The sequence below is a fragment of the Tabrizicola sp. TH137 genome (assembly GCF_002855575.1).
Classification (GTDB): Bacteria; Pseudomonadota; Alphaproteobacteria; order Rhodobacterales; family Rhodobacteraceae; genus Paragemmobacter.
Window position 1 is genome coordinate 486553 of sequence record NZ_PKRQ01000003.1, and the last position, 20882, is coordinate 507434.

The window sequence follows — 20882 nt, forward strand, 5'->3', positions numbered from 1 at the left end:
TTTGTAATTTTATGTCCGCCGCATCGCGGCACCACCCCATCCAGGCGAAAGATGGATCAAGGAAGCCCGCCCCGGGCCTGACCCGGAGCCTCCTCCCGCACGAAATCAGATGCCGGCTCAGGCCCGGGACGCGGTTTCAAAGGTCCAGCCGCTGCCGGACCGAGGCCGCGTAAAAGGCCACCAGCCCCCGCTTCTCCGGGGCCAGGCGCAGGTCCGCCCCCACCAACCCCCGCCGCTGCATATGCAGCAGCGCCTCGTCCAGCGTTGCCTCCACCCCCTGAGGATGCAGCCGCAACACCGCATCCTTCGCGGCCAGCGCCTCGACCAGCCGCGTCACCTCCGCCAGCAGCGCCGCGCGACTGTCCACCCCCGCCTCCAGCGCCGCCGCGACCAGCGGCACGGGCAGGATCGGCACCGCCCGCGCCACCCGCGCCATCAACTCCGCCCCCAGCGCCTCGGTCACATCCCCCGCGCGGCCCTCCATGAAGGCCCGCAGCGACACCGGCGCCCCGAATCCCGCCGCCGTCGCGCCAAAGCCGGGAAAGTTCCCCCGCAGCGCCCGCCACCCCATGCGAAAGACGAAGGCCACCACCCCCGTCGCGCTTGGCCGGAACCGCCGCACACCTGTCCGCCCGGCCTCGGTCAGCAACCGGTCCTCCAGCACCCGGTCATAGGCCAGCCCCACCGGCACAAACAGGATATCCCGCCCCGCTGGGTCATGGCCGCTCACGAAATAGGACAGAAGGCCCAGCTTCGCCGCCCCCACCCGCCCATCCAGCGACAGCCCGCCTTCGGGAAAAATCGCCTGCGCCACCCCCTCCTGCGCCGACATCTGGACATAGCGCGCCAGCACCCGGCGATAGAGCGCGTTGCGCGACCCGCGCCTGATGAAATAGGCCCCCATCCCCCGGATCAGCCGCGACAAAGGCCAGACCCGCGCCCATTCCCCCACCGCATAGGAAATCGCCGACCGATCCGCGATCAGCCATGTCACCAGCACGTAATCCATATTGCTGCGATGGTTCATCACGAAGACAACCGTGGCACGCCCGTCCACCCGCTCCAGCGCCGGGTCGATCCGCCCGATCCGCACGCGATAGAACTTCCGCGTCAGCCAGCGCGCCACCTGCACGGCAAAGCCGAAATACATGGTGGCCGAAAAGGCGGGCACGATCTCGCGCGCATAGTCCCGCGCCTCCTGCATCGCCACCGTGGGCGGCACGCCCGCCTCGGCCGCATGCTCTGCCACGGCCTGCATCACCTGCGGGTCATAGGCCAGCCGCAGGATCATGTCATGCCGCTGCGCAAGCTTGAAGGGCGCGATGGGCCGCTCCAGCCGCTCGTTCAGCCGGGCCACCGCCCGCTCCATCCGGCGGCGAAAGAACCAGCGCACGGATGGCGCAAGGATGCGGTCCAGCGCGGCCACCGCCGCAAGGACCAGCACCAGCACCACAAGCCATAGCGGAAGTTCCACCGTCCCCGTCATGGGCACAGGCTATCGGGCCAGGCCAGCACCCGACAAGCGATCAGTTGTAGGTGACAGAGGTGACGGAACAGACGTCGATATCCTGCACGGCCTCATCGCCATCATCAAAGACGGCGCGGAAGCTGTAGGTGCATTCCCCGGTATCGGCAAAGTTCACCACGGCACTCTGGCCCGTGCCGACGGCCTGCCCGCCCAGCACATCTTCCTGCCAATCCGCCGCCCCAAGGGTGGAGGCGTAGAAATTCGTGATGGTAAAGCCGGATTCATTCACGATCTGAACCGACCGTTCCTGCGCCATGGCCGGAACAGCCAGCGTCAGAGAGAGGGCAGCAAGCGCAAGAGAGTTGCGCATCGTCATCAGGTCCTTCGACCCTCGGCCCCCCTTGTTGATGCCGGATCCCCGGCAGGGGCCTTCCCGAACAATATAGGGAGTGCCGGGGTCCTTGTTAAGAGGTGGGACAAAGGGCGAAGTCTGACACAGAAATCGCCTTCCTCCGCAGCGCCACGCCTCCATCCGGAATTTGCGCCAAATTCCGGCGCGGATTTTGCGTCAGAATCCGCCTCCTCCCCCCGCCGCGCCGCGGAATGCCGCAACGCGGCGAATTGACATTGAATGATTCTGTCCTCTATTGAGGTCATCGCGAAATAATATTGCCGAACCGCCGCAGGAGGCCCCCATGACCCAGAAGCAGAAAGAGTCCCCTTGGCTCTTCCGCACCTATGCCGGGCATTCCACCGCGCGGGCCTCCAATGCGCTTTACCGCACCAACCTGTCCAAGGGGCAGACGGGTCTCTCCGTCGCCTTCGACCTGCCCACCCAGACGGGCTATGACAGCGACCACGAACTCTCGCGCGGCGAAGTGGGCAAGGTCGGCGTCCCCGTCGCCCATCTGGGCGACATGCGCACCCTGTTCGACCAGATCCCGCTCGAACAGATGAACACCTCGATGACGATCAACGCCACCGCGCCCTGGCTCCTCGCGCTCTATATCGCCGTGGCCGAGGAACAGGGGGCCGATATCGCCGCCCTGCAAGGCACCGTCCAGAACGACATCATCAAGGAATATCTCTCGCGCGGCACCTATATCTGCCCGCCGAAACCCTCGCTCCGCATGATCACCGACGTCGCGGCCTATACGCAGAAACATCTGCCGAAATGGAACCCGATGAACGTCTGCTCCTACCACCTGCAAGAGGCGGGCGCGACGCCGGAACAGGAACTCGCCTTCGCCCTTGCCACCGCCTGCGCCGTGCTGGACGACCTGAAAACCAAGGTCGCGCCCGAGGATTTCCCCAACATGGTCGGCCGCATCTCCTTCTTCGTGAATGCCGGCATCCGTTTTGTCACCGAAATGTGCAAGATGCGCGCTTTCGTCGATCTCTGGGATGAAATCTGCGAAACCCGCTACGGCGTGACCGATCCGAAATACCGCCGCTTCCGCTATGGCGTGCAGGTCAATTCGCTCGGCCTCACGGAACAACAGCCGGAAAACAACGTCTATCGCATCCTGATCGAGATGCTGGCCGTCACCCTGTCGAAAAAGGCCCGCGCCCGCGCCGTGCAATTGCCCGCCTGGAACGAGGCGCTGGGTCTGCCCCGCCCCTGGGATCAGCAATGGTCGCTCCGGATGCAGCAGATCCTCGCCTATGAAACCGACCTTCTGGAATATGACGATCTCTTCGACGGCAACCCCGCCGTGGACCGCAAGGTCGCCGAGTTGAAAGACGGCGCCCGCGCCGAACTCGCCACGATCGACGCGATGGGTGGCGCCGTTGCCGCCATCGAATACATGAAGGGCCGTCTGGTCGAATCGAACTCCGAACGCCTCGCAAAGATCGAAACGAAGGAAACCACCGTCGTCGGCGTCAACCGCTGGACCGAGGCCGCACCCTCGCCCCTCACCGCAGGCGACGGCTCCATCATGGTGGCCGACCCGCAGGCCGAGGCCGACCAGATCGACCGCCTCAACCAGTGGCGCGCCACCCGCGACGAGGCCAAGGTCAAGGCCGCCCTCGACGCGCTGCGTCAGGCCTGCGCCACGGGACAGAACGTCATGCCCGCCTCCATCGCCGCCGCCAAGGCAGGTGCCACCACCGGCGAATGGGGTGCCGTCGTCCGCAGCGCCTTTGGCGAATACCGCGCCCCCACCGGCGTCTCGCGCAACCCTTCGAACCGCACCGAAGGGCTGGAACCGATCCGCGACGCGGTGGCGCAAGTCAGCACCAAGCTCGGCCGCCAGCTCAAGTTCCTCGTCGGCAAGCCCGGCCTTGACGGCCATTCCAACGGGGCCGAACAGATCGCCGCCCGCGCCCGCGATTGCGGCATGGATATCCATTACGAAGGCATCCGCCTGACCCCCGCCGAAATCGTCGCGGCAGCGGCCGATCAAGAGGCGCATGTCGTGGGCCTCTCGATCCTGTCCGGCAGCCACATCCCCCTCATCTCCGAAACGATGGAAAGGATGCGCGCCGCAGGCCTTGGCGACATTCCCGTGGTCGTCGGCGGCATCATCCCCGAAGAAGACGCCACCCGCCTGCGCGCCATGGGCGTGGCCGCCGTCTATACGCCCAAGGATTTCGAGTTGAACCGCATCATGATGGATATCGTGGGGCTGGTGGACCGGCAGGCCGTCGCTGCGGAGTAGGCCGCGCGCCACCGTCCTCCCCTGACGGGGCCGGAGCCGACCGCCCCGCGCGCGGCCAACCTTCCCATGAACCGCAGGCCCAGCCGAATGGCACTCTATTGCCCCCAAGTGGCAGGACCTACGTGGCGTCGGCCATGCCTCCAACTGCGCCCCTTCATCTTGGCCCAAATACTCAAAAAAAAACCAAAACCTCCTCACGCTCCGCCCGGCCCCGAAAAGGCGCCCCAGGCACCAGCATTCTGCCTGATGCCTCTGCCACTCAGCAGGCGCACTCGGCCATTCGCGCATCGCAAGGCAAGGCAAGACGCCCCCACCTTGCCCCAATCCAGACCGACCACCCTACGAGCAGGCCTTTCGCCCGCCTTTTCCATGGTCTAGCCTCTCTCCCCAGATCAGACAGAGGCCCCCATGACCGTCCATATCGGCGCGAAACCCGGCGACATCGCCGAAACCGTCCTTCTTCCCGGCGATCCCTACCGCGCCCGCTGGGCCGCCCAGACCTTCCTCGAAAACCCCGTTCTGGTGAACGAGGTGCGCGGGATGCTGGGGTTTACCGGCACCTGGAAGGGCCAGCGCGTCACCATCCACGGCACCGGCATGGGGATGCCCTCCCTCTCCATCTACGCCAATGAGTTGATCCGCGATTACGGGGCGAAAACCCTTATCCGCATCGGCTCGGCCGGGGCCTTGCAGCCTCACATCAAGGTCCGCGACATCGTGCTGGCGCAGGCCACCACGACCCTCGGCTCCCCCTCCCGCTCGATCTTCAAGGAACTGAACTTCGCCCCCGTCGCCGATTACGGCCTTCTCGCCGCTGCCCATGCCGCCGCCACGGCGCGCAACCTCCCCACCCATGTCGGCGGCATCTATTCCTCCGATACCTTCTACGACGAACGGCAGGACCTCTCCGATCAACTCCAGCGCCACAACTGCCTGTGTGTGGAGATGGAGGCGGCCGAACTCTACACCCTCGCCGCCCGCCACGGCGCCCGCGCCCTGGCCATCCTCACCATCTCCGACCATATCCTGACGCATGAGGCGCTGCCCTCGGATCAGCGCGAACGCAGCTTCGGCGACATGGTGGACATCGCGCTTCAGGCGGCCTTCACCCCTGCGTGAGGGGGGCTATCGCCCGGTCCGCGCCGGGCATAGCTTCCCCGGTCCAACCGCCTGAAAGGACCGCAAGATGAAAGCCGCCCGCATCCACGACTATGGCACCCCCGAGGTGATCCGCGTCGAAGACGCGCCCATGCCCGAGATCGGCCCCGACGATCTGCTCATCCGCACCGTCGCCGCCTCGGTCAATCCGGTGGATTGGAAAATCCGGCGCGGCTACCTTGCCCAGATGCTGAACCACCCCCTGCCCCTCACCCTCGGCTGGGACGTGTCGGGGATCGTGGAAAGCGTGGGCAGCAACGTCACCACCTTCAAACCCGGCGATGCCGTCTATTCCCGCCCCGACATCCGCCGCAACGGCAGCTATGCCGAATACATCGCCGTCCGCGCCTCCGAAGTGGCACTGAAACCCGCAACCATCAGCCATGTGGAGGCAGCCTCCCTCCCCCTCGTCTCCATCACCGCATGGGAGGCGCTCATCACCTCCGCCGGGATGCAACCCGGCCAGCGCGTCCTGATCCATGCAGGCGCGGGCGGCGTCGGCTCCATCGCCATCCAGCTTGCCAAAGCCAAAGGCGCCCATGTCACCGCCACCGCCTCCGCCGCCAAATCCACCTTCGTCCGCTCCCTCGGCGCGGATGAGGTGATCGACTACCGCGACCCCGCCGCCTTCGCCGCCGCCCGCGATCTCGACATCGTCTTCGACACCATCGGCGGCGACACGCAAGAGGCGTCCTGGGCCATGCTGAAACCCGGCGGCTTCCTTGTCTCCATCACCCAGCCGCCGAAACCCGAACGCGCCGAAGCGGAAGGAAAACGCGCGGGCTTCGTCTTCATCGACCCGAATGCCGCCATCCTGCGCGATCTGGCAACGCTTGTGGATGAAGGAAAGATCCGCCCCGTCATCGGCGGCGAATACCGCCTCGACCATGCCGCCCGCGCGCATGAGGCCAGCGAAACAGGCCGCACCACCGGCAAGATCGTCCTCTACACCGGCCAGCCCTGAAGCGAGGCGATCTCTTCCGCGACCATCCTCTGCAACTGCCAGAGGTATCGGTCGCGGATACCCAATTCCTCCAGATGCTGCACGGTATTGCGCAGATAGGCCGCGCAGCTTCCCACATGCCCCGCCGCCCGCGCGATGCGCCGCGCCTGCTCGGCCAGCGGCAGGTCCACTTGAATCGCCCCGTCCAGCGGTGCCGCGTAAAACACAAGCGCCCGGAACGGCCCCGCCTCTCCCCGCACCGTCAACCAGCGGACCGAAGCCAGATCGACCTCATACCCGATCTCGCGCCGCAGCAGCGCCTCCATCGCCGCCGCGCGCCCCGTCTCGGGCAGGCGATAGGCCATCCCCCGGCAACTCCCGCCCCGCGCCAAGGCCAGCATCAGCCCCGGCTCCTCCGGCGTCCCGCGCCAGCTTTCCAGATGGATGCAGAAGGACCGCCGCCAGCCATGCAGCGTGCAAGGCACCGCCTCCGCCGCCTTGAAGGCCGGTTTCCAGATCAGCGACCCATAGGCAAAGGTCCAGACCGGCCCCTCCCCCGCCTCTGCCAGCAGGCGCTGCGCATGGCGGGCAAAGGCCTCTTCCGCGATATAGGGAAGCCCCCGCGCGCCGGGATGTTCCGCCTCCTGCCGCTCCACCCGCGCCACCAGCGCCTCGGTCAGGTGCAGGGCCCTAGCGGCCATGGCTGCCGTCATATCCGTTCACCGCAGGCGCGACCCATCCCGCGGGCGGGGCCACCGGCCGAAACACCTCCACCAGCAGCGGATGACACCGCGCCGCGTCCGAGGAATGTTCCGCCGAACAATCCCCGCCGGGACAGGCCGACAGCCCCCCCACAAGGTCGATCTCGGCAAAGAACTCCAGATAGTCCCCCGGGCGCACCGGCGAGGCCTTCATGAAATACTGCCCCGTATCCCGCGTGAACCCCGTGCACATGAAGACATTCAGCACATCATGCACATGCCCCTCCGCCTCGCGCAGCGGCAAACCCGTCCAGTCGGCCAGCGCGCGGGTCAGGTTGGAATGGCAGCAATGGTGATACTGCCCGCCCGCGCTCAGCAGGTTATGGGTATAGGGATCACAGCGCGTGCCGATCACGTCATGCACCGCGCCCCCGAATGCGTCGAACCCGTACCAGTCCAGCGTGTCATCGGTGATGGTCGCCATGGGCCGCAGAAAGGGGAAGGCCGACCACAGCCGATCCCCCGTCGAAAGATGCGTGCCATGCAGCGCCCGCGTCTTGCCGGAATAGAACCGCTCGCGCAAATCGGCCTGCGCCCACAGGTTCAGGTCTCCCACCTGCGGCCCCTCGACGCTGGTGATGCGGAAGAAATGTCCCGCAGGCACCGCGAAACAGCGCGCCTCGCGCGCAGGCACAAGAACCTCCGCCACCCTCTCCCATCCGATGCGGGCGGCGCGGAAAGGCGCCATGTCGGGGCGGGGCAGCCCTTCCACCGGATAGCAGATGACAAGGGAAATGCCCTTGCGGGCCTCGGCATCCGGCGGGGCGGCGTGATCTCGGGTCAGTTTCATGGGAACGGCACCTCTCTGCCCGCCCACCCTATCAGCCCGGCCCCCGCAGGCAATGGCGCGGCGTCGCCGCGCCCCCCAGCGTGGCCCCGCAAACCGCACAGCGCCAGACCGGCCCGCCCGCCGCCGCCCGGTCCAGCCGCCAGCGGCACTCCCGCGTCAGGGTCACCCCCCGGCGCATCAGATTCATGCCCAGCAGCACAGAGATCAGAAGGATCGGCACAAGGATCAGCATGCCCCTCCCTGCCACTCCCCCGCCCCCACGACAAGACGGCACAGCCGCCGCCCCTCACAGGAACAGGAAATCCCCCGCCTCCAGTCCCGCCACAAGAACCCCCTCCAGCCGGATCACATGGCCGCCCCCCGCCACCTCCGCCATCCGCACCCCGCCAATGACCACATCGCGCAGGGTCAGCGCCCCAAGACCCGCCAGCCCCGTGAATTCCAGCCGATCCTCGCCCGCCCGAAAGTCGCGGATCACCTCCACCCCGCCGCGATCCCCCGGCGCAAAGACAAAGACATCGGCCCCGGCCCCGCCCGTCAGCCAGTCTGATCCCGCCCCGCCCTGAATCCGGTCCGCCCCTGCCCCGCCGAAAAGCAGATCCGCCCCCGACTCGCCCATCAGGCGATCCGCCCCCTCCCCTCCTTCCAGAGTGTCATTCCCCGTCCCGCCCTGCATCAGATCATCCCCCCATTCCCCGATCAGCCGGTCCGCCCCCGCCCCGCCCAGCAGCAGATCCAGTCCCGCCCCGCCCAGCAGGATGTCGCCGTCCCCGCCACCGTCCAGCCGGTCATTCCCCTCACCACCGCGCAGGCTGTCGCGCCCCGCCCCGCCCTCCAGCAGATCATCGCCATCATCGCCCGACAGGCTGTCATTTCCCGTGCCACCGAACAGCACATCCTCCCCGCCATCGCCCTGCAACAGATCATGGCCCGTCCCGCCCTCGATCCGGTCCGCCCCGCCGCCGCCCGACAGGCTGTCCGCGCCCGCCTCGCCCGCCAGCCGGTCATTCCCCTCCCCTCCCGAAAGCGTGTCATTCCCCGTGCCCCCCAGCAGCAGGTCATCCCCCGCCTCCCCGAACAGCCCATCCGCCGCAAACCCGCCGTCAATCGTATCGGCCTCCGTCCCGCCCCAGATCAGATCGCCCTCCGCCCCGCCGAAAAGCAGGTCTTCCCCCGCCTCGCCGCGCAGGCTGTCCCGCCCCGATCCACCATCCAGCCGATCCGCCCCGACACCGCCCAGCAGGCTGTCATTCCCGGCCTCGCCCCAAAGCGAATCCTCGCCGTCACCACCCGAAAGCGTGTCATTCCCCGTCCCTCCGCGCAGCAGATCGTTGCCCGCCTCGCCAAACAGCAGATCGGCCTCCGTCCCGCCGATCAGGCTGTCATCCCCAGTGCCGCCCAGCAGGCTGTCCCGGCCATCCCCGCCATCCAGCCGGTCGTTTCCGGCCCCTCCGGTCAGACTGTCATCACCCGTCTCGCCCCAAAGCGAATCCGCGCCCTCCCCGCCCGCAAGCGTGTCGCCCCAGGTCCCGCCATACAGAAGATCATCCCCCGCCTCGCCCGACAGGGCATCGCGCCCCGCCCCGCCCCAAAGCCGATCGCCCTCCGTCCCCCCGAAAAGCTGGTCCTCCCCCGTCCCGCCATACAGTAGATCGGCCCCCGCCTCGCCCAGCAGGGTATCGGCCTCCTCCTCCCCCTCCAGCCGGTCATTCCCCGCCCCGCCCAGCAGCCGGTCCTTCCCCGTCCCGCCCAGCAGCGTGTCATTGCCATCGCCCCCCTCCAGCCGGTCGTCCAGCGACCCACCCTCCAGCCGGTCATTCCCCGCCTCGCCCATCAGGCTGTCCGCCCCGCCCCCGCCCCACAGCCGGTCCGACTCCGCCCCGCCCCACAGCAGATCGCGCCCCTCCCCGCCCCAAAGCCGGTCAATACCCGCCTCGCCGAACAGCAGGTCATCCCCCTCCAGCCCGCTCAGCCAGTCCAGCCCGGCGCCGCCGCGCAGGCTGTCATTGCCCTCGCCGCCAGTCAGCCGGTCATTCCCCTCCCCACCGTCCAGCGTATCGGCCCCCGCCCCGCCCAGCAGGCTGTCCGCCCCCGCCTCTCCGGCCAGCCGGTCATTCCCGGTCCCGCCGTCGATCGCATCCGCCCCCGCGCCGCCCGTCAGGCTGTCATTCCCCTCCCCGCCCGTGATCGTGTCATTCCCCGCCCCGCCCGTCAGGCTGTCCGGCCCCGACTGGCCCTCCAGCCGCCAGTCCGGCCCCTCCGGCACCGGGGTCAGCCCGTCAAAGGCCACCCGGTCCATCTCGGAAAACACCATCCCGCGCAGTTCGGCCAGCGTCAGGCCCCGCCCCGTAACCGTCCGGATCTCCAGTTCCTCATCGCCAAAGCGCAGGATCGCCCCCGTCGCCACGGGCTGCATCGCCAATTGCCACCCGCCCCGGAAGAAGGTCCAGCCCGACAGGTCGATCCGGTCCAGCGCCGGGTCGAAATCCGCGATCACATCGCGCCGCCCATCGGCCCGCATCACGAAGAGATCCGCCCCCGCCCCCCCGGCCAGAACCTCGCTTCCCGCCCGGTCAAGGATCACGTCCCGCTCGGCCCCCCCGGCCTGCACCACCGCGCCCAGCCCCACCAGCGGCACAGAAAGCTGTGTCAGCCCCGCCTCCGCCCCCGACAGGGCAAGGATCTGCAACCGGTCCCCCACCACCGCCCCCCGCAGCGCGGTGATCCCCTCCAGCGTCAGGTCCGCCCGATCCGCCAGCGTCGCCAGATGCACCAGCCGCCCCCCCGGCAACAGCGCCAGCACCGACAGCCCCGCATCCGCCCCCGCCGCAATCACGAAGGTCCAGCCGCCATGCGCCACCGTTTCCAGCACCGTCACCCCGGCAAAGCGCGTCGCCAGCCCGTCGATGACATGATCCGTCGGCGTCAGCGCGCCATCCGCCCCGATCCGGAACAGGGTCAAGCTCGATGTCCCCGCCGCCCCCGCGATCAGCCATGACGCGCCATGCGCCTCCACCACCCGCAGCGCGGTCGGGGTGTCGATGGGAATGCCCTGCGCCACGCCCGCCTGTCCCACCCGCGCCAGACCGCCCGCAGGCGACAGCGACAGAACGGCAATCCCGTCCTCACGGCCCGAGGCGGCAAAGACAAGGCTTGCGCCCCCCACCACCGCCCCGGCCAGCGCCGTCACCCCCGCCAGCGGCAGGTCGCGCGCATCCGCCAGCGCCGCGACCCGCGTCAGCGCCCCGCCCTCGCCGATGCGGAAGGCCTCCACCCCGCTGCCCTCCGGTCGCGCCGCGATCAGCCAGTCCCGCCCCCCCGCCGCCAGCGCCATCACCTCCACCGCCTGCCCCTGCAAGGCCGTGGTCGGGGCCAGATGGCCGGTAAAGGCCCGCCCGGCCTCGCCCCGCGCCGCGCCGATCAGATCGGCGGGCAGGCTGCCCGCCATCCCCCCCACCTCCAGCGCCAGCCGCCCCTGCTGGGCCAGACCCGTGACCGTCGCGCCCGTCGCCGTGACCGACAACGTCACCGTCTCGTTCAGCACCGGATTGAACACCCGCAACACCGGCGCCGCCCCGTCAGACAGGCCCATCTCGCCGCGCGTGAAAGGCTGCGCAAAGCGCGCGCCAAGTGTCACCCCGACCCGCAGGAATTCCAGCATATCCCGACCCACCCCCTGACCCACCCAAGTCAGACAGGGCCAGACTGCCGCCGCAGGGTTAGGGATTTCTTCGGGAATTCGGGCAGGGCGGCGGCATTCCCGGCGCATTCGCCCGAAGGGTCACAATGTCGCCGCACCATCCGTCGGCGTCACCTGCCGCCGCTTGATCACCGTCTCGCGCCAGGTGATATAGCTGATCGCCCCGATGATCACCGCCCCGCCCGCGATCACCCAGGGGTCCACCGCCTCGCCGAACAGCGCCGCGCCCAGGATCGTGCCCCAGACCAGTTGTAGAAAGGTCACCGGCTGCGTCACCGCCAAAGGCGCCGCGCGAAAGGCCCGCGTCATGCAGTAATGCGCCGCCGTGGCAAAGCCCGCCACCAGCCCCAGCCAGCCAAGCTGCACCAGGCTCATCGGCACCCAGACCCAGATCGCCAGCGGTAGCAGCCCCAGCGTCACCGTCAGCGACAGCATCGCAACCACCGTCCCCGCCGGGACAAGCTGGCTCAACCGCTTGGCATAAAGGTAGGAGGCCGCGAAGAACACCGCCGCGCCAAGCTGCGCCCAATGCCCCTCCGTCACCTCGCGCAGCCCGGGGCGCAGCACGATCATCGCGCCCAGCAGCGCCACCAGCACCGCCGCGATCCGCCGCGCCTTCAACGCCTCGCCAAAGAACAGCGCCGCCCCGATCGTCACCACCACCGGGTTCAGATAGCCGATGGCAATCACCTCGGCGATCGGGATACGCGCCATCGCATAGAACCACAGCACCACCGCCGCCGTATGCACCAGCCCGCGCCAGCCGAACAGCCGCGCCGTTCCCGCAGGCAGCCCGTTCCGCGCCACCATCCACAGGCTCGGCGCCAGAAACACCACCCCCCAGGCAAAGCGCACAAAGGCGGATTGCGCCGCAGGCAGCTCTGTCCCCAGATGCCGCACGATCCCGTTCACCGCGACAAAGCACAGCCCCGTCAGCAGCATCCACAGAACCCCTTCCACGGGGCGGCCAAGATCGGCGGGGGCAGTCGTCATGCGCGCCACAGAAACCGATCCGCGCGCCCCCCGCAAGGCCCCCTCAGGCCGTCAGCGCCAGCTTCGCCGCAATCGCCCACATCGTGCAGCCCACCACCACCTCCAGCACGACCCAGGCCCGCGGCCGCGCGAAGACCGGCCCCAGCAGCCGCGCGCCAAAGCCCAGCGCGCTGAAGAACACCAGCGATCCCAGCGCCGCCCCCGTGCCGAAGGCAAGCCCGTAAGGCGCATATTGCGCGCTGATCGACCCCAGCAACACCACCGTATCCAGATAGACATGCGGATTGGCCCAGGTCAGCACCAGACAGGTCGCCAGCACCTTGCCCAGAGGCGCCGCCCCCCCGGGCGCGGGCATCAGCGCCTCGCCCCCGCGCCAGGCCGCCCGGAACCGCATCCCGCCATAGACCACCAGAAAGGCCACGCCCCCCCACAGCATCACATCCGCCAGCCAGGGCACCGCCCCCGACACAAGGCCAAATCCCCCCACGCCCGCCGCAATCAGCACCGCATCCGACAGCGCGCAGGTCGCCACCACCGCCAGCACATGCTCGCGCCGTATCCCCTGCCGCAGGACAAAGGCATTCTGCGCCCCGATGGCCGCAATCAGGCTGATCGCCACCAGAAACCCCGCCCCCGCCGCAACACCCGCCGTCATCCGCGCCTCCTGCCTCGTCCCGGGCTTGACCTAGCCCGCCGCAGAGGGATCAATCCAGTTAATCTTCCTGCATCCAGATTAGAAACGCTAATGCTAGACCCGGCCCAGCTCGCCGCCCTCGCCGCCATCCACCGCCGCGGCTCCTTCGACCTTGCCGCGGCCGAACTTCACGTCACCCCCTCCGCCATCTCGCAACGGCTCAAGGCGCTGGAAGAACGCATCGGCACGCTCCTCATCCGGCGCGGCACGCCCTGCACCGCCACCGATACCGGCCTCCGCCTCATCCGCCACCATGACGAGGTGGCGCTTCTGGAACATGCCCTCGCCGCCGATCTTCCCGGCATCGCCCCCGGCCCCGCCACCCTGCGCATCGCGGTCAATGCCGACAGCCTCGCCACCTGGGTCATCCCCGCCCTCGCCGCGACCGACGGCTTCCTCTACGACATCGTCATCGACGATCAGGACGTCTCGCAAGACTGGCTCCGCCGGGGCGAGGTGGCCGGGGCCATCACCTCCCATCCCGGCCCGCTGCAAGGCTGCGAAACCCTGCCCCTCGGCGCGCTGCGCTACCGCGCCACCGCCTCGCCTGCCTTTATCGAACGCTGGATGCCCGATGGCCCCACGCCCCCGGCCCTCACCCGCGCCCCGGCCCTTACCTTTTCCGACAAGGACCGGCTCCAGCATGTCTGGGTGGATCGGATGACCGGCGGCCAGGCCAGCCGGGCGGGCTTTCCCTCGCATCGACTCGCCTCCTCCCATGGCTTCGTAGAGGCCTGCCGCGCGGGCCTCGGCTGGTGCCTCAACCCCGAACCGCTGATCGCCCCCGCCCTCGCCGATGGCGCGCTGATCGACCTCGCCCCCGACCACCCGCTTGACGTCGCGCTCTACTGGCAATTCGCGCGCCTCACCGCCCCGGCCACCGCGCCGCTCACCCGCGCGCTTCTCGCCCAGGCGCGGGCGGCACTCCGTCAGCCGTGACGCAGCGCCCGGAACACCAGCATCACCGCCAGCAGCACGAAGATCAGCCCCGCCATGTCCCCCGCCACCACATCGGCATAGGTGCCCAGCTTCTCGCCCGGCGCCATGCCGTCGCAGCACGGGCCCACCGCCACGCGCGGCACATTCCCGATCAGCGATCCGGCCAGCCCCACCGCCACCAGCATCTTCCAGTTCGCCGCCTGCCCCACGCCCCGCGCATCCTGCCCCGCCCAGCGGAACAGATCGAAAGCCAGCGACACCGCCGCCAGCTTGATCCCCAGAAGCAGCATGTTCAGCGGCTCCAGAACCGCCGACCCGATCAGCAGCCAGGCCGAAACCAGCGCCGCCGGATAAAGCAGCGGCATCGCCGCCCAGCCATAGATCCAGGCAAAGACCACCGCCACGCCATGCGGCAGGAACACCGCATGGGGCTGCGGGGTCAGATGGGCCTGAAGCCGCGCCAGATGGTTCAGCCCGTCACACAGCACGAATGCCATGAACATCGCGGCGGATGCCGCGGCAAAATGCAGGCCAGCCTGCACGGGATGCAAACGCATCCATCCTCCTCCCTGAAGGCTCGCCCTTCAGACCCGCCCGGTCAGCCTTCGATGCTGTCCGGCAGCACGTAATGCCCGGCCCGCGTGTCAGGCGCATGGGCAACCAGCCCGCGCTGCACAAGGCTCTTCAAGGCACGATGATAGGTCGCCTGCGGAATGGCAGCAGCCAGAGGATGATTGCGGATCGCCTCCGACCGGGCCTTCTTGGGCGACCCGCTCGACACTTCGTTGATCGCATAAAGCACATCCCGCTCATTCGGCGAGAGGTCAACAAGACCAAGAGACCGTTCCATCTCGAAAAGCAGTGCCCGCAACTGTGCGACGCTCTTGATATTCACCACGTCCCTGCCGTCCCGTGTGACACGCCATCCCGGCGTCAATACCTTCGTATAGCTTAATTCCCGCGCGAATTGCTCGCAATGTTTCTGTGTCTCCTTGGGAGACAGAAAACCCTCAGAGCGCAAATTATACGCGAAGGATTGACAAACGGAAAGAAATCAACAACTAATACGTGTATGTTAATGTGTGTGTTCGCCTGAAACAGTATTCCGCGGGACTAGCGCCATAGCCCCTTCATCGAACCCGGTCAGGTTTTACCCTGACTTTCCGGAGTTCTTCAGCGCTATGGGTGTTCAATTGTCCAACCAACAGACAACGGCCTTCCGTCCCACCATCGTCACCGCCCCCCCTGTCACCTCCAGGGCCCATGCCCCGGTCGCCCCGGTCCGTATCGTGGCCTTCTGCTCCCTTCCGGGCAGCCCGCTCGACCCGCTGCTCGACTGGTTCGACGCCTGCGGTGCGCGGCTTTCGATCATGCCGATCCGCGGCCTCCCGCTCGAATGGTTCGACCGCTACGCCACGGCCTTCGACATCGCCTTCGTGGATGCCGATTTCCTCGGCGATGACGGCACGGTGATCGACTTCGGCCTCCGCCTGCGCCGCTTCGCCCCCGAACTGCCGATCATCATGATCTCCTCCCGCGTGGCCGAGTCGGACTTCTCCACCGAACGCAAGGCGATCTGCGATGTCACCCTGCGCGCGCCACTGACCGCCAAGAGCCTGATCGAGGCGCTCTCCATCGCCACGAAGAACCACGATCTCTGGCACGAAGGCCGCTTCGGCCGGATGCAGTCGCGCTGATCCGAATGGCAGAAGGGGGCGGCCCCTCCGGAACCGCCCCCCTCTCCAACCACCCGAGGCCGCGCCTCAGCCCAGCTGTGCCGCCACCGCGTCGGGGATGTCGAAATTGTGCGTCACCGTCTGCACATCGTCATCCTCTTCCAGCATGTCGATCAGCTTCATCAGCTTCTGCGCCGTCTCCAGATCGACCTCGGTCCGCGTCTGCGGCCGCCAGATCAGCTTCGACTCGGTGGATTCCCCCAGACCCGCCTCCAGCGCGTCCGACACATCCGACAGCGCCTCGACACTGCAATAGATCCAGTGCCCCTCCTCGTCGGATTCAACGTCATCCGCCCCCGCCTCCAGCGCCGCCATCATCACGTCATCCGCTGATCCGGCACTGGCCGGATAGGAAATCTCGCCAACCCGGTCAAAGCCGTGGCTCACCGATCCGGTCTGCCCAAGGTTGCCGCCGCATTTGGTGAAATAGGACCGCACATTCGATGCCGTGCGGTTCAGGTTGTCGGTCATCGCCTCGACGATGATCGCGATGCCGTTCGGGCCATAGCCCTCATAGCGGATTTCCGTGTAATCCGCCGCATCGCCGCCCTGCGATTTCTTGATCGCGCGCTCGATCACATCCTTCGGCATCGACACCGCCTTGGCAGCCTTCACCGCCAGACGCAGACGCGGGTTCTTCTCCGGGTCCGGATCGCCCATCTTGGCCGAGACGGTGATTTCCTTCGCCAGCTTGGAAAACATTTTCGAGCGGATCGCATCCTGCTTGCCCTTGCGGTGCTGGATGTTCGCCCATTTCGAATGGCCTGCCATGACCCTTGCTCCGATATCCCTGCGGGGTGATGGCGTCCTATACACAAGCCGCACGGGGAACGGCAACCCCGCGCGACGGTCTGTAGGATGGGCAATCCTGCCCATCCTCCCCCGGGATCACTCCACCGGCGGCGGCGACACGAACGCCCAGGACCGCCCGCCGCCCGTGATCTCCACCTTCGCCATCGGCGGCACCACGCCCTCCGCCCCCAGCGCCTGGGTCAGCCCGCTCCAGAACTGGCGCAGCAGGTTCGGCCGCTCCACCACCGTCACCCGGTAGTCATAGCCCGGCCCGCAGGGCTCCAGCCGCCCGGCCCCGCCTGCCGCCGCCCAATCCGCCCGGCAGACCGTGCCATCCGCCAGCGTCACGGTCAGCACCTCCGCCGACAGCCGCGCCGCCTGCGGCACCGGCGGCTGCATCAGCCCCGCACAGCCCGCCACCAGCAGCACGCCCAGACCCAGACCCGCAAGCCGCATCGCAATCCCCTCACAACACCCCGTCACAGGGGCCAGATCACCGGGATCAGCGCCGAAGCCAGCAATCCCGTCAGGATGTTCAGCGGTATCCCCACCCGCATGAAGTCCGAAAACCGGTATCCGCCCGGCCCATAGACCATCATGTTGGTCTGATACCCCACCGGCGTCGCAAAGGCCACCGAGGCCGAGAACATCACCGCCACCACCAAGGGCCGCGGATCCACCCCCAGCGACTGCGCCAGCTCGATCACGATGGGCGTATAGATCACCGCCACCGCATTGTTCGACAGGAACTCGGTCAGCGCGAGTCCCAGGAAATAGACGCAGAGCACCAGAAGAAAGGGTGACAGCCCGGCCAGCGACGGCGCCACCGCCTCCACCATCAGGGCCACCGCGCCCGACTGGTCCAGCCCCTCGCCCACCGCCAGCATGGCAAAGATCATCGCCAGCAGCCGCCCGTCCACGAAGGAAAAGGCCTCCTCCGCATCCACGCAGCGCGTGATCAGGATCACCGCCACCGCCAGCAGCGCCAGCGGCAGGATCGGCGCCACATCCAGCGCCGACAAAAGCACGATCCCTGCCAGCGCCGCCACCGCGATGGGCGCCTTCGCCCGCCGGAAGGGCTTGATCGACGGGCGGCTGATATCCACCAGGTCCATATCCGCCGCCAGCCGCTGGATATCCTCCACCGCGCCTTCCAGCAGCAGCGTATCCCCCACCCGCACGATCAGGTCATCCAACTGCCGCCCGATATTCTGGTTCCGCCGATGCGCCGCCAGCACATAGACGCCATAGCGCCGCCGCAGCCGCAGCTCGCCCAGACGCCGCCCCTCCATCCGGCAGCCGGGGGAAATCAGCACCTCCACCGTCTCCGTCCGGGTGGAGGAAAGCTTGTCCACCAGATGCAGGTCCTTGCGCCCCTGCAATCCCAGCAGTTCCGTCATCTCCGTCCGCAGCACCACCCGGTCCCCGGCCTCCAGCTTCACGGGCTGAAGGTCGCGCCGCAGCGACGCATCCCCCCGCAGCACGTCGATCAGACGCACCCCGTCGCGCTTGAACAGGTCGATCTCCAGCACCGCCTGCCCGATCAGCGGGCTGTCCTCCGGAATGGCGACCTCGGTGAAATACTTCATCTTGCGCCGGTCGCTCAGCAGCACGCCCATGCTCTGCCGCACCGGCAACAGCTTCTCCGCCGTCATCGCCAGGAAAAGCCCCCCCGCCACCGCCAGCGCGATGCCCAGCGGCGCGATCTCGAAGATCGAGAAATGCTCCAGCCCGTTCTCCGCCGCAACCCCATCCACCAGAAGGTTGGTCGATGTCCCGATCAGCGTGATCATACCCCCCAGCACCGTCATGTAGGACAGAGGGATCAGCAGCTTTGACGGCGCCGTCCGCATCTTCACCGCAAGCTGCATCACCACGGGGATCATCACCGCCACCAGAGGCGTGTTGTTCATGAAGGCCGAGGCAGCGGCGATCATCCCGAACAGCACCACGATGGTCGTCTTGGGCCGCCCGCCCACATGCCGCTCGGCCATTCGCACGACGCTTTCCACCGCGCCTGTCCGGACCAGCCCGCCCATCACCAGAAACATCATCAGAATGGTCCAGGGTGCCGGGTTCGACAGAACCGCCGTCGCATCCCGCACCGGCAGGATGCCAAGGATCAGCATCATCGCCGCCCCGCCCAGCGCCGTCACCTCGACGGGATAGGTCTCGCGCACGAACAGCACGAACATCCCCGCAAGGATTCCGATGGCAACCCAGGGCTGCCATGCCGCCGCCAATTCCCAACCGAACATCCCGCCCCCGTCACAACCCTTCGCAGGCGCCGAAGGACGGGTCAGTCTCCCCGATCCGCCCGCGCCCGCGGGCTGACCAATGCCACACCGGAGAGAAGCAAAACAAGCGAAAGCCAGAGAGAAGGAGGAAATCTTTCTCCCAGCAGCACCATCGCCCAGAAAATTCCTGCTCCCGTCACGATATAGGAACATTGTGACGCAAACACCGCCCCCGCCCGGAAGGCCAGCCACACATAGGCCGCATAGATCACCGCATGCAGCGCCGAAGACCCGGCCAAAGCCAGCTCCGCCCGCCCGAAATCGGCAAAGGGATCGAACATCTGCCCCGTCACCAAGGCCACCGGCAGACAGGCCAGCAGCCCCGTGACCGAAGCCCCGAACATCGCCTGCACCGGGTCCATGCCGGCCGTGCCATAGCGCGCGACATACAGCCCCTCCAGCGCATAGCAGAGCGGCCCCACCATCGCGACCGGCAGGAAGGCCACCATCGCCGCCTCCGGCAGCACCGCCCCCGGCGCGGCCAGCATCCCCACCGCCGCCAGCCCCAGACAGAGGCCCAGAAGGCGCAGCCAGGCAAAGCGCTCCATCCCCATCAGTACGGCGATGGGAAAAGCGATCATCGGCACGGCCGAAATGATCATCGACATCACCCCCGATGGCAGCCGCGCCACCGACAGATAGAAGGTCGCATTGGGGATCAGCGTCCCCAGCGCCGCCACGATCACATAAAAGCGCAGCGCGGGCGCCGTGAAGACCAGCCCCTTCCCCCGCGGCAGGCACAGGGCCCCCAGCACCACCACACAGACCACCAGCTGCCAGAAGATCAACCCGAACGGCCCCTGCCCGTCCTCCGTCGCCATCTTGCCCAGCGGCTGGGTCATGCCCCAGCCAAGCCCCAGGCACAGCAGCACCGCCACATGGAACCAGCGCCGGTCGGTCACGGCCAGCGCGGTCACGGCGCGCTCTCCGCCAGCCGCCCGCCCACCCGCACCGGCTGCACCCGCAGCGCCTTGCCCGTCCGGTCATCGGTTTCCACAAAGACGCCCGACAGCGTGGCCTCCCCCTCCGCCGGTTCGAACCGCCCCTTCGCCATGCCGGTGACGAAACGGCGCAGCGGCTCCATCTTCTCCATCCCGATCACGCTGTCATAATCGCCGCACATGCCCGCATCCGTCAGATAGGCCGTGCCGCCCTTCAGGATCATCGCATCCGCCGTCGGCACATGGGTATGCGTCCCCACCACCAGCGAGGCCTGACCGTCGCACCAATGCCCCATGCCCATCTTCTCGCTCGTCGCCTCGGCATGGACATCCACCACCGCCGCCTGCACCGCAGCACCCAGGGCATGGGTCTTAAGCACGCCCTCGATGGCCGAAAACGGGTCATCGAAAGGCCGCTTCATGAAGACCTGACCCAGCACCTGCGCCACCAGAACCTTGCGCCCCTGCGTCGCGGTGAACACCCGGAACCCCTTCCCCGGCGCAACCTTCGAAAAGTTCAGCGGCCGGATGATCCGCGGCTCCGTCTCGATAAAGCTCAACATGTCCTTCTGGTCAAAGGCATGATCGCCCAGCGTGATGCAATCCGCCCCCGCCGCAAGGATCAGCTTGGCATGATCCGGCGTCAGCCCCGCCCCGCTCGATGCATTCTCCCCGTTCACCACCACGAAATCGAGCGCCCAGTCCGCCCGCAAGCCCGGCAGCCGCGCGGTGATCGCCGCACGCCCCGTCCGCCCCATCACATCGCCAAGGAAAAGGATCCGCATCCCTCCGCCCTACGCCGCGCCACCGGAAACGGCAATCCCGTTCCCGACCCCGCGCCGTCGCAAATCCGGCCCGGGCGCGAAACCCGTGTCCCAGGGGGCCGGACCTGCCACTTCATCTTGGCCCAAATACTCACCTTCCCCGGTCGCGGCGACACGCCCCCGCCCGACCTTCGCCGTAGGGCGGGGTTCACCCCGCCCCTGCTCTTGTGCACCACCGCACCC

General features: G+C 67.8%; 20 protein-coding genes. 5 read left to right on the plus strand and 15 right to left on the minus strand.

What is annotated here, in order from left to right:
* Positions 1-136: 136 nt before the first annotated feature.
* Complete coding sequence (locus C0V75_RS12245) at positions 137-1486, minus strand: 1-acyl-sn-glycerol-3-phosphate acyltransferase (RefSeq protein ID WP_101921197.1); 1350 nt, start codon at positions 1484-1486, stop codon at positions 137-139.
* Between the two features lie 40 nt (positions 1487-1526).
* Positions 1527-1844, minus strand: a complete 318-nt coding sequence (locus C0V75_RS12250; protein WP_101921198.1) for a hypothetical protein — start codon at positions 1842-1844, stop codon at positions 1527-1529.
* A 319-nt stretch (positions 1845-2163) separates the two neighbouring features.
* Between C0V75_RS12250 and C0V75_RS12255 the strand changes: the two genes are divergently transcribed.
* The 3 genes from C0V75_RS12255 to C0V75_RS12265 all read left to right on the plus strand — a co-directional run bounded on the left by C0V75_RS12255 (position 2164) and on the right by C0V75_RS12265 (position 6253).
* On the plus strand, positions 2164-4131 hold the full coding sequence (locus tag C0V75_RS12255) for a protein meaA (protein ID WP_101921199.1): 1968 nt from the start codon (positions 2164-2166) through the stop codon (positions 4129-4131).
* 408 nt (positions 4132-4539) lie between these two features.
* Positions 4540-5250 carry a purine-nucleoside phosphorylase gene (gene deoD, locus C0V75_RS12260; RefSeq protein WP_101921200.1) on the plus strand — a complete coding sequence of 237 codons (711 nt, stop codon included), beginning with the start codon at positions 4540-4542 and terminating at the stop codon, positions 5248-5250.
* A gap of 67 nt (positions 5251-5317) precedes the next feature.
* The gene (locus C0V75_RS12265; RefSeq protein ID WP_101921201.1) at positions 5318-6253 is read left to right on the plus strand and encodes an NADP-dependent oxidoreductase; all 936 of its coding nucleotides are present in this window, start codon (positions 5318-5320) and stop codon (positions 6251-6253) included.
* Here C0V75_RS12265 and C0V75_RS12270 read toward each other — a convergent pair.
* The 6 genes from C0V75_RS12270 to C0V75_RS12295 form a co-directional block, all read right to left on the minus strand.
* A complete protein-coding gene (locus C0V75_RS12270) occupies positions 6235-6933 on the minus strand; it encodes a gamma-glutamylcyclotransferase (RefSeq protein WP_101921202.1) in 699 nt (232 codons plus the stop codon). The two genes, C0V75_RS12265 and C0V75_RS12270, sit on opposite strands and share 19 nt — an antisense overlap.
* Positions 6923-7783, minus strand: a complete 861-nt coding sequence (locus tag C0V75_RS12275) for a DUF1989 domain-containing protein (RefSeq protein ID WP_101921203.1) — start codon at positions 7781-7783, stop codon at positions 6923-6925. Before C0V75_RS12275 ends, C0V75_RS12270 begins: the two co-directional genes overlap by 11 nt.
* 31 nt (positions 7784-7814) lie before the next feature.
* Positions 7815-8015: a hypothetical protein gene (locus C0V75_RS12280; protein WP_101921204.1), complete on the minus strand. Its 201-nt coding sequence runs from the start codon at positions 8013-8015 to the stop codon at positions 7815-7817.
* 54 nt (positions 8016-8069) lie between these two features.
* Complete coding sequence (locus tag C0V75_RS24100) at positions 8070-11444, minus strand: calcium-binding protein (protein WP_101921205.1); 3375 nt, start codon at positions 11442-11444, stop codon at positions 8070-8072.
* 120 nt (positions 11445-11564) lie between these two features.
* Positions 11565-12476, minus strand: coding sequence for a DMT family transporter (locus tag C0V75_RS12290; protein WP_254216455.1), 912 nt, complete (start codon positions 12474-12476; stop codon positions 11565-11567).
* 43 nt (positions 12477-12519) lie between these two features.
* Positions 12520-13131 carry a LysE/ArgO family amino acid transporter gene (locus C0V75_RS12295; protein WP_101921207.1) on the minus strand — a complete coding sequence of 204 codons (612 nt, stop codon included), beginning with the start codon at positions 13129-13131 and terminating at the stop codon, positions 12520-12522.
* Between the two features lie 90 nt (positions 13132-13221).
* On the opposite strand from C0V75_RS12295, the gene C0V75_RS12300 reads away from it, so the two are divergent.
* The gene (locus C0V75_RS12300) at positions 13222-14109 is read left to right on the plus strand and encodes a LysR family transcriptional regulator ArgP (protein WP_101921208.1); all 888 of its coding nucleotides are present in this window, start codon (positions 13222-13224) and stop codon (positions 14107-14109) included.
* Here the strand turns inward: C0V75_RS12300 and C0V75_RS12305 are convergent.
* On the minus strand, positions 14100-14666 hold the full coding sequence (locus C0V75_RS12305) for a hypothetical protein (protein WP_101921209.1): 567 nt from the start codon (positions 14664-14666) through the stop codon (positions 14100-14102). The two genes, C0V75_RS12300 and C0V75_RS12305, sit on opposite strands and share 10 nt — an antisense overlap.
* A 41-nt stretch (positions 14667-14707) precedes the next feature.
* Positions 14708-15004, minus strand: coding sequence for a hypothetical protein (locus C0V75_RS12310; protein WP_254216456.1), 297 nt, complete (start codon positions 15002-15004; stop codon positions 14708-14710).
* A 298-nt stretch (positions 15005-15302) separates the two neighbouring features.
* Between C0V75_RS12310 and C0V75_RS12315 the strand changes: the two genes are divergently transcribed.
* Complete coding sequence (locus C0V75_RS12315) at positions 15303-15806, plus strand: response regulator (RefSeq protein ID WP_143710415.1); 504 nt, start codon at positions 15303-15305, stop codon at positions 15804-15806.
* 66 nt (positions 15807-15872) lie between these two features.
* Here the strand turns inward: C0V75_RS12315 and C0V75_RS12320 are convergent, their stop codons facing one another.
* The 5 genes from C0V75_RS12320 to C0V75_RS12340 form a co-directional block, all read right to left on the minus strand.
* Positions 15873-16616 (minus strand): YebC/PmpR family DNA-binding transcriptional regulator, encoded by a 744-nt coding sequence (locus tag C0V75_RS12320; RefSeq protein WP_101921212.1) that lies wholly within the window; start codon positions 16614-16616, stop codon positions 15873-15875.
* Positions 16617-16733: 117 nt separating this feature from the next.
* Positions 16734-17093 carry a hypothetical protein gene (locus C0V75_RS22985; RefSeq protein ID WP_158241838.1) on the minus strand — a complete coding sequence of 120 codons (360 nt, stop codon included), beginning with the start codon at positions 17091-17093 and terminating at the stop codon, positions 16734-16736.
* A gap of 23 nt (positions 17094-17116) precedes the next feature.
* Positions 17117-18895 carry an SLC13 family permease gene (locus C0V75_RS12330; protein ID WP_101921213.1) on the minus strand — a complete coding sequence of 593 codons (1779 nt, stop codon included), beginning with the start codon at positions 18893-18895 and terminating at the stop codon, positions 17117-17119.
* Positions 18896-18936: 41 nt separating this feature from the next.
* Positions 18937-19851: a DMT family transporter gene (locus C0V75_RS12335; protein ID WP_254216457.1), complete on the minus strand. Its 915-nt coding sequence runs from the start codon at positions 19849-19851 to the stop codon at positions 18937-18939.
* Entirely contained in the window at positions 19848-20660 is an 813-nt protein-coding gene (locus tag C0V75_RS12340; protein WP_101921214.1) for a TIGR00282 family metallophosphoesterase, read from the minus strand. The genes C0V75_RS12335 and C0V75_RS12340 overlap by 4 nt, the downstream gene beginning before the upstream one ends.
* Positions 20661-20882: the final 222 nt, after the last annotated feature.

What these genes read in the sequence shown, in the direction of transcription:
- C0V75_RS12300 (WP_101921208.1), top strand. Translation starts at nt 13,222, where the DNA reads ATGCTAGACCCGGCCCAGCTCGCCGCCCTCGCCGCCATCCACCGCCGC.
- C0V75_RS12265 (WP_101921201.1), top strand. Translation starts at nt 5,318, where the DNA reads ATGAAAGCCGCCCGCATCCACGACTATGGCACCCCCGAGGTGATCCGC.
- C0V75_RS12275 (WP_101921203.1), bottom strand. Translation starts at nt 7,783, where the DNA reads ATGAAACTGACCCGAGATCACGCCGCCCCGCCGGATGCCGAGGCCCGC.
- C0V75_RS22985 (WP_158241838.1), bottom strand. Translation starts at nt 17,093, where the DNA reads ATGCGGCTTGCGGGTCTGGGTCTGGGCGTGCTGCTGGTGGCGGGCTGT.
- C0V75_RS12290 (WP_254216455.1), bottom strand. Translation starts at nt 12,476, where the DNA reads ATGACGACTGCCCCCGCCGATCTTGGCCGCCCCGTGGAAGGGGTTCTG.
- C0V75_RS12270 (WP_101921202.1), bottom strand. Translation starts at nt 6,933, where the DNA reads ATGGCCGCTAGGGCCCTGCACCTGACCGAGGCGCTGGTGGCGCGGGTG.
- C0V75_RS12305 (WP_101921209.1), bottom strand. Translation starts at nt 14,666, where the DNA reads ATGCGTTTGCATCCCGTGCAGGCTGGCCTGCATTTTGCCGCGGCATCC.
- deoD (WP_101921200.1), top strand. Translation starts at nt 4,540, where the DNA reads ATGACCGTCCATATCGGCGCGAAACCCGGCGACATCGCCGAAACCGTC.
- C0V75_RS12280 (WP_101921204.1), bottom strand. Translation starts at nt 8,015, where the DNA reads ATGCTGATCCTTGTGCCGATCCTTCTGATCTCTGTGCTGCTGGGCATG.
- C0V75_RS12250 (WP_101921198.1), bottom strand. Translation starts at nt 1,844, where the DNA reads ATGACGATGCGCAACTCTCTTGCGCTTGCTGCCCTCTCTCTGACGCTG.
- C0V75_RS12320 (WP_101921212.1), bottom strand. Translation starts at nt 16,616, where the DNA reads ATGGCAGGCCATTCGAAATGGGCGAACATCCAGCACCGCAAGGGCAAG.
- C0V75_RS12295 (WP_101921207.1), bottom strand. Translation starts at nt 13,131, where the DNA reads ATGACGGCGGGTGTTGCGGCGGGGGCGGGGTTTCTGGTGGCGATCAGC.
- C0V75_RS12330 (WP_101921213.1), bottom strand. Translation starts at nt 18,895, where the DNA reads ATGTTCGGTTGGGAATTGGCGGCGGCATGGCAGCCCTGGGTTGCCATC.
- C0V75_RS12255 (WP_101921199.1), top strand. Translation starts at nt 2,164, where the DNA reads ATGACCCAGAAGCAGAAAGAGTCCCCTTGGCTCTTCCGCACCTATGCC.
- C0V75_RS24100 (WP_101921205.1), bottom strand. Translation starts at nt 11,444, where the DNA reads ATGCTGGAATTCCTGCGGGTCGGGGTGACACTTGGCGCGCGCTTTGCG.
- C0V75_RS12245 (WP_101921197.1), bottom strand. Translation starts at nt 1,486, where the DNA reads ATGACGGGGACGGTGGAACTTCCGCTATGGCTTGTGGTGCTGGTGCTG.
- C0V75_RS12340 (WP_101921214.1), bottom strand. Translation starts at nt 20,660, where the DNA reads ATGCGGATCCTTTTCCTTGGCGATGTGATGGGGCGGACGGGGCGTGCG.